Source organism: Skermanella sp. (genome assembly GCF_059503625.1).
Genome location: NZ_JCACHA010001011.1, coordinates 1 through 6140 on the forward strand (window position 1 = coordinate 1; position 6140 = coordinate 6140).

The 6140-nt window shown below is 65.3% G+C and carries 9 protein-coding genes; 4 read left to right on the forward strand and 5 right to left on the reverse strand.

Going from position 1 to position 6140, the window contains the following annotated elements:
* The coding region (locus tag AC5JJ6_RS36900) for a hypothetical protein (protein WP_496046808.1) at positions 1–201 on the forward strand (201 nt) is incomplete at its 5' end.
* A 124-nt stretch (positions 202–325) separates the two neighbouring features.
* On the opposite strand, the gene AC5JJ6_RS36905 is transcribed toward AC5JJ6_RS36900, so the two are convergent.
* From AC5JJ6_RS36905 to AC5JJ6_RS36915, 3 genes are all read right to left on the reverse strand, one after another.
* Positions 326–583: a hypothetical protein gene (locus AC5JJ6_RS36905; RefSeq protein ID WP_496046809.1), complete on the reverse strand. Its 258-nt coding sequence runs from the start codon at positions 581–583 to the stop codon at positions 326–328.
* 280 nt (positions 584–863) lie between these two features.
* Positions 864–2321, reverse strand: coding sequence for a methyl-accepting chemotaxis protein (locus tag AC5JJ6_RS36910; RefSeq protein WP_496046810.1), 1458 nt, complete (start codon positions 2319–2321; stop codon positions 864–866).
* Positions 2318–2620: a hypothetical protein gene (locus tag AC5JJ6_RS36915; RefSeq protein ID WP_496046811.1), complete on the reverse strand. Its 303-nt coding sequence runs from the start codon at positions 2618–2620 to the stop codon at positions 2318–2320. Before AC5JJ6_RS36915 ends, AC5JJ6_RS36910 begins: the two co-directional genes overlap by 4 nt.
* Before the next feature lie 201 nt (positions 2621–2821).
* On the opposite strand from AC5JJ6_RS36915, the gene AC5JJ6_RS36920 reads away from it, so the two are divergent.
* Together AC5JJ6_RS36920 and AC5JJ6_RS36925 are read left to right on the forward strand one after the other, a co-directional pair.
* Positions 2822–3394: a regulatory protein RecX gene (locus AC5JJ6_RS36920; RefSeq protein ID WP_496046812.1), complete on the forward strand. Its 573-nt coding sequence runs from the start codon at positions 2822–2824 to the stop codon at positions 3392–3394.
* Positions 3395–3539: 145 nt separating this feature from the next.
* Positions 3540–4583, forward strand: a complete 1044-nt coding sequence (locus AC5JJ6_RS36925) for a response regulator (protein WP_496046813.1) — start codon at positions 3540–3542, stop codon at positions 4581–4583.
* A 10-nt stretch (positions 4584–4593) separates the two neighbouring features.
* Here AC5JJ6_RS36925 and AC5JJ6_RS36930 read toward each other — a convergent pair whose 3' ends face one another.
* Positions 4594–4872, reverse strand: a complete 279-nt coding sequence (locus tag AC5JJ6_RS36930; protein ID WP_052831665.1) for a hypothetical protein — start codon at positions 4870–4872, stop codon at positions 4594–4596.
* Between the two features lie 269 nt (positions 4873–5141).
* Here AC5JJ6_RS36930 and AC5JJ6_RS36935 point away from each other — a divergent pair, with 269 nt between their 5' ends.
* Positions 5142–5519, forward strand: coding sequence for a hypothetical protein (locus AC5JJ6_RS36935; protein WP_496046814.1), 378 nt, complete (start codon positions 5142–5144; stop codon positions 5517–5519).
* Positions 5520–5532: 13 nt separating this feature from the next.
* Here AC5JJ6_RS36935 and AC5JJ6_RS36940 read toward each other — a convergent pair.
* Positions 5533–6140 (reverse strand): ABC transporter substrate-binding protein (locus AC5JJ6_RS36940; protein ID WP_496046815.1); only part of this gene is annotated, 608 nt, incomplete at its 5' end.

The window sequence follows — 6140 nt, forward strand, 5'->3', positions numbered from 1 at the left end:
AACGACCCCGGCTTACAGTGGAAGGCGCATAAGGGACCGGCGGCGGCAGGATTCTCGCGACCGGCCAGCCTTTCCAAAGATGTGCCGCTTTGTGAAATGCGGGTGGGCGGGAAAGCCCGCGTGCATGGTGCGTTGATAGATACGATATTCTATCTGGTGTGGCTTGACCGCGTCCATGCTGTCTTTCCAGGCGGCAAGTAGCGGGACGCCGGTCATCCTCAAGGGCGTTGCCGGATCAAACCGCCGTTCGGCGATATCCACCGGCGAATCTCTCCGGCACTGTATCGTAAGAGGTCCGCGTCTCCTCGGACGCCGACCTCCCCCCTCAACCTACGACGTCCGACACCCCCGGCCCGTCTGCGTCGTAGGCGGCGATCATCGCCTTGAATATCGCGCGGACCTGCGTCTCGGTGCCACCCGACGCTTGCATGCCGGCGGCGACCATGTCGTCGGTCGGCTCCCTTGGCGCGGTCGTCAGTCCGGATTTTCCCATGTACTCGACCATGTCGAGCGCACGCTGGCCCAGCGGCGACATGGCCGGTTTACGCCTGAACCCATCAAGCCGAACTATCTTGTCCGGCATCTCAACAGGAACTCCCGCAAGCGGGGGTTACCACTGCGGCATCGGTCGAAACCACTGCGGCAGCGGACAACAAAGGACGGCGCGAAAACACCCCGGTTGTGGTAAGCCTCGTCTCAGCCATTGATGTTTTCCTTACACTGGAATCAATGGTCAGGTCGGGTTGGGGAGTTTGCCGCTCCTCGTCCCGGCCGCCCTGCGGGTTGCAAAGGCAGGCCGAGACTGCTCCGAATGCGTTGGCGTGTCAACTTTTATGAAACTATAGCCGTTCCCTGAGCACCGCTCACGCCCGCAGATGCGCCACGAAGCGCCGGACCTGCCCGTCCAGCCCTTCGACCTCGGTCATCAGGGCTGCGGAAAAAGTGCGGACCTGCTCGGCGCTGTCGCCCATGCGGTCGGCCGCGTGCCCGACCCCCTGGATGCCGTGGGCAGTCACCGCCACCGCGCCGGCGACCTGCTGGGCGGTCTGAGCGATTTCCCGGGTGGCGGCGCTCTGCTGCTCGACGGCGGAGGCGATGGTCGAGGTCACTTCGTCGATCGAGGTGACCGCCCCGGTAATGCGCGAGATCGCGGCGACGGCCTCGCGGGTGGCGGACTGGATGTCGGCGATGCGGGACGAGATTTCCTCGGTCGCCTTCTCGGTCTGGCCGGCGAGGCTCTTGACCTCCGATGCCACCACCGCGAAGCCCTTGCCGGCTTCTCCGGCGCGTGCGGCCTCGATCGTCGCGTTCAGCGCCAGCAGGTTGGTCTGCGACGCGATGGCCTGGATGAGCTGGACGACATGGCCGACCTGCTCGGCGCCCCGGGCCAGCGCATCGACCGATCCCGCGACGGCGCGCGCCTGGTCGTTGGCGTCCGCCGTCATGCGGGAAGCCTGGCTGAGCTGACGGCCGATCTCGCCGACCGAAGCGGTCAGCTCGTCGCTGGCGGTGGCGACGTTCTGGACGCCGTTGGCGACCTCTTCGGCGGAGGACGCCGAGACGCCGGCGTCGGCGCGGGTGGCATCCGCCGTGGTCGCCAGATCGTCGGCCTGCCGCAGGACCTGCGCCGAGACGGTGCGGAGGCTGGTGGAGATGCGGCCGATCCCTTCCTCGAACGCGGCGGCAAGGGTCAGCATGTCGTTCCGGCGGCTGAGGGCGGCGGCCTGACGCTCTTCCTCCCACTCGCGGGCCAGGCGGGCGGTTTCGGTCTGGGTCTGGGTAACTTCGTCCAGGGCCTTTTCGGAGCGCATCAGCGCGGTACCGAACTGGGTGACCATCCAGAGCAGGACGCCGGTTTCCAGGACGACGATCACGGCATGCAGGACGACGCGGGTAAGATCGGCGCCGCCCGGAAAGACGGCGGCAGGCAGAGCGAAGTTGAGGATCAGGTGGTGCAGCGCCGTGGCGCCGGCGCCGAACAGGATGGTCACCGGACAGGCGAAGCCGGTCAGCATCGCCAGGGCGGCGAAGTAGTACATGTGTGCGTCGATCTGCCATGCCGAGCCGCCCAGCTCGTAGACCAGGGCGGAGACGACCATGACGAAGGCGATGGCGACCACGGTGCGGGCGGCGAGGCTGGTGGGATCGCGCCAGACGGCGAGACTGGAGGACGATGCCGCGACCACTGTCAGGGCAAGGACGGCCATGAGATCGCCGCCGGGAACGGCAAGGCTGACAAATACAGCCAGCGGCACGTGGAGCCAGAGCAGGGCGATCGAGAACAGCGACATGCGGCGGCGCATGGATAACAACGCACTCATCGAACGGTACTTTCGGCAGGCAGGCACCCGAACATGGCGCTTGCGTTCAGGAGGAGATAAGCGTCGGCTGGCCGGCGGGACTGTCCGGCTCCGTCGGGACGCGCGAGAACGAGGAAGGGATAGGGAGACGCCACCGGCAGCCATCCGGCCGCCGCGACGCGGGCGAAGGCTTCCGCACCGGGAGTCGAGGGCGAGAAGACGACCAGTGCCGGTTCGCCGGGATGAGGGGACAATGTCAGGACGGCGCTGAGAGCGACGCCGCCGAAAAGCAAGGCAATGGCCGGAATGAGATCCGGCATCCGAGCATTCATCTTTCGTGCATTCGTTAGCAGAGAAAAACGCCTAAAATGTCTGGAAACAATGTTGGGGCAGCTACCTGAAGTTTCTATTTCATTTTAGGCATATGGCAGGATCCGTTCGGCCGAGCGCCGAATAAAAGGACTAGGCAAGCCGAAATAAGGCTGAGCAAAGACCGAAACTTTAATTTCGCATGAGATGAAATGAACGATCAAAGAACGCCTAACAATAGAACGAAGACGCAGAAGCCCGTCACTGCCCAGTATCTGGAGAACGCGGCGTTGTATTATCTCCAGCGCTTCGCCAGCTCGTCCGCCAATCTGCGCCGGGTCCTGATGGGCAAGGTGGAGCGGTCGGCGCGCGCCCATGGCACGGATCGGGAAGAAGGGTCAGCCCTGGTGGAAGCGCTGATCGAGCGCTACCTGCGGAGCGGCCTGCTGGACGACAAGGCCTATGCGGAAGCGAAGGCAGCCAGCCTGCACCGGCGCGGCACCTCGACGCGGGGCATCCGGGGCAAGCTGGCGCTCAAGGGACTGGAAACCGACCATATAGACGCGGCGCTGGAAACCGTCGATGAGGAAACCCCCGGCGATACGGAACTGGCCGCAGCATTGGCTTTCGCGCGCCGGCGCAGGCTTGGGCCGTTCCGGACAGCCAAGCGGGCGGAGCATCGCGACAAGGATCTGGCGGCGCTGGGACGCGTCGGCTTCAGCTACCAGATGGCGAAACGGGTGGTGGATGCCGAAGATCCGGATAACATCGAGAGCGAAGATTAGCAATTATATATGTTTCTGGCAAAACTTTCGTATTGCACCGCAACTCATACTAGCTATCGTACGGCCACGGCCCTGTAAATGAGGGGTGGCGCGCCTGTGCATGGCTCGTCCGGGTCGTCCCCACGCATCGGTGACGGGCTAAAACATGCTCATGCCCCGAGACGGCGCCGTATCCATCGATATCCCGGACGATGTCCGGGTCGTGGTTGCGGAAGATGACCGCGGCACCCGCTTGGTGCTGCGCGGTCTGCTGCGCTCGCTCGGCATCAGCGAAATCATCGAGTGCGCCAATGGCGCCGAAGCTTTCGTCCAGGTCCAGCGGTCGGCCCCGGACCTGCTGATCTCCGATTGGGAAATGCCGGAGGTTTCGGGCTTGGCGCTGACGCGGCTGATCCGGAACCACCCCGATAGTCCAAACCCGCTTATGCCCGTCATCATGCTGACCAGCCACAGCAACCAGAGCCTCGTGGCGCGGGCGCGCGACGCCGGCGTGACGGCGTTTTTGGCGAAGCCGGTCTCCCGCAAGGCGCTGGCGGCGCGGCTGGAAGCGTCGATCCAGCGGACGCGGTGCTACGTGCTGACGCGGCGGTTCTTCGGGCCGGACCGGCGGCGGGTGCAGCAAGGCAAGGGCGTCTCGATGGCCGGGGTGCCTCAGGGATATGTGCCGAAGGAGGCGGAGGCGCGGGGCACCGTTCCGACCGAGAACCTCGATGCCGTCGGCGACGCCTTCATGATCGATCCGGCCCCGCTGGCGGCGGCTTTGGGAATGCCGCCGGGCCTGGTCCGTCCGTCGCACGCGTCCAAACGGCTGTTCTCGCGCGTCCGGCTGAAACGTGTCGAGCTGGTTTCGGCCGACCGGGCGCGGCTGGAGATGGCGCGGGAAGGCCTGCTGATCTCGGCGAACCCGGAACGGCTGGCCACCTTGCTGATCGACACGATGGACGGTATCCGGCAGAGCGTGGGATTGAGCCAGCCGCTGATCCAGCGGACATGGGCGTCGCTGGCGTCGATCCGCGACCGCATGAACGGGACGGATTCGCGGTCGATCGACATCCTGCACCTGCATGCCCGGACGATCGAACGGCTGCTGGACCTGAGCGGCGAGCATGACCGGCGGATTGCGGAAACGACGGTCGCCGAACTGGAAGCGGCCGTCGCCAAGGTGTTTCCGGATGTCAGGCGGGGGTAAGCGGCAAGCCTCAGAGCCGCTTGCGGCGATCGATGCCGCCGGGATGGCGGGCTTGGAAGCCCTGGTAGGTTTCCATCGCGCGGCCGCAGCGCTCGACCTGCGACGTCCGCACCGCGGCGGTCAGGTTGTCGCGAAGGATCTGGCGGATCGCCGGAGGCCCCCAAGGCTGGTTCAGCAGGTTGTGGCCTTTGGCCATCGCCGGAACGAAACCAAGACGTTCGTGGCGGGAAATCTCCTCGATTTCTTCGGGGAGCAGGTCACTGAGTGCGATACAGTCGTTGAGCGTCAACACCGATGCCTCCCATGGTCTGGGCGGGATTGATGATTGGACGGCGAACCGGTCGTGTATTGAAGATCGGGTGCTTAGGATCGGTGGGCCGAGAACAGTCCCGCGTTTGCGGATGCCGGTCTGGTTTAGTCGGGTCTGATGCAGTCAGTTCGACGGGTCATCCTGAACGAAAGTAGGCACCCAAATGGGGTATGGTTCCATCCCGGAGTCAGATATGCGGCGGTTTGTCGCGGATGAGTAGAGATCGACCGAATGGAGAGCGCTTCGTCGTGCAGAAGGCTTCCGGCAAGAAGTGGGAGACGCTGACCGTCCACGATGCCCAGGCAGACGGCGCCGCCGCCTTCGCGGCGGCGGTGCGCGGGACGCCGCGTGCTTTCCTGCGGCTGATCCGGCTTCAGGCCGATCCGGATGCCAGGGGCGAGGTCTACGACTGGACGCTGGTCAGCCTGCACGACCCCCGGCGCAATCCGGCGCCCCCGGCGGCTCCGCCCGGCTCTCCTGCGCACGGGAAGTCAGCAGACAAATCCACGGGCAGGCGTCAGCCGGCGGAGGAGCGCGTGAGTGTCCCGGTCCGTCTTTATATAGGACTGTTCCTGTCCGGGGCCGCCCTGGTCATGCTGTGGCTGCTGGCCGGGCGGCTCCGGTAGGGACGGCCGTTCCTTACTTCTTGACCAGCGGGCACGGGCTGCGGTCGAGCGGCAGGTAGGCCTGATCGCCGGGGATGGTGCGGACGATCTCGTAATAATCCCAGGGCTTCTTGGACTGCGCCGGGGTCTTGACGCGGGCGAGATACATGTCGTGCACCATCCGGCCGTCCTCGCGGACCTTGCCGTTGCGGGCGAACATGTCCTTGATCGGCAGTTCCTTCATCTTTGCGGCAACGACCTTGCCTTCATCGCTCCCCGCTTCCTGGACCGCCTTCAGGTAATGCATGACGGAGGAATAGACGCCCGCCTGGACCATGTTGGGCATCCGCTGCATGCGCTCGTAGTAGCGCTGCGACCATGCCCGCGACTCGTCGTCAAGGTCCCAGTAGAAGCCGGTCGTCAGGACGAGGCCCTTAGCGGTTTCCAGCCCGAGCGCGTGGATGTCGCTGAGCACCAGCAGCAGGCCCGCGAGGCTCTGGCCGCCGGCGACGATGCCGAACTCCGCCGCCTGCTTGATCGAGGTGGTGGTGTCCATGCCGGCATTGGCGAGGCCGATCACCTCGGCGCCGGAGCCCTGCGCCTGGAGCAGGAAGGAGGAGAAATCCGACGTGTTGAGCGGGT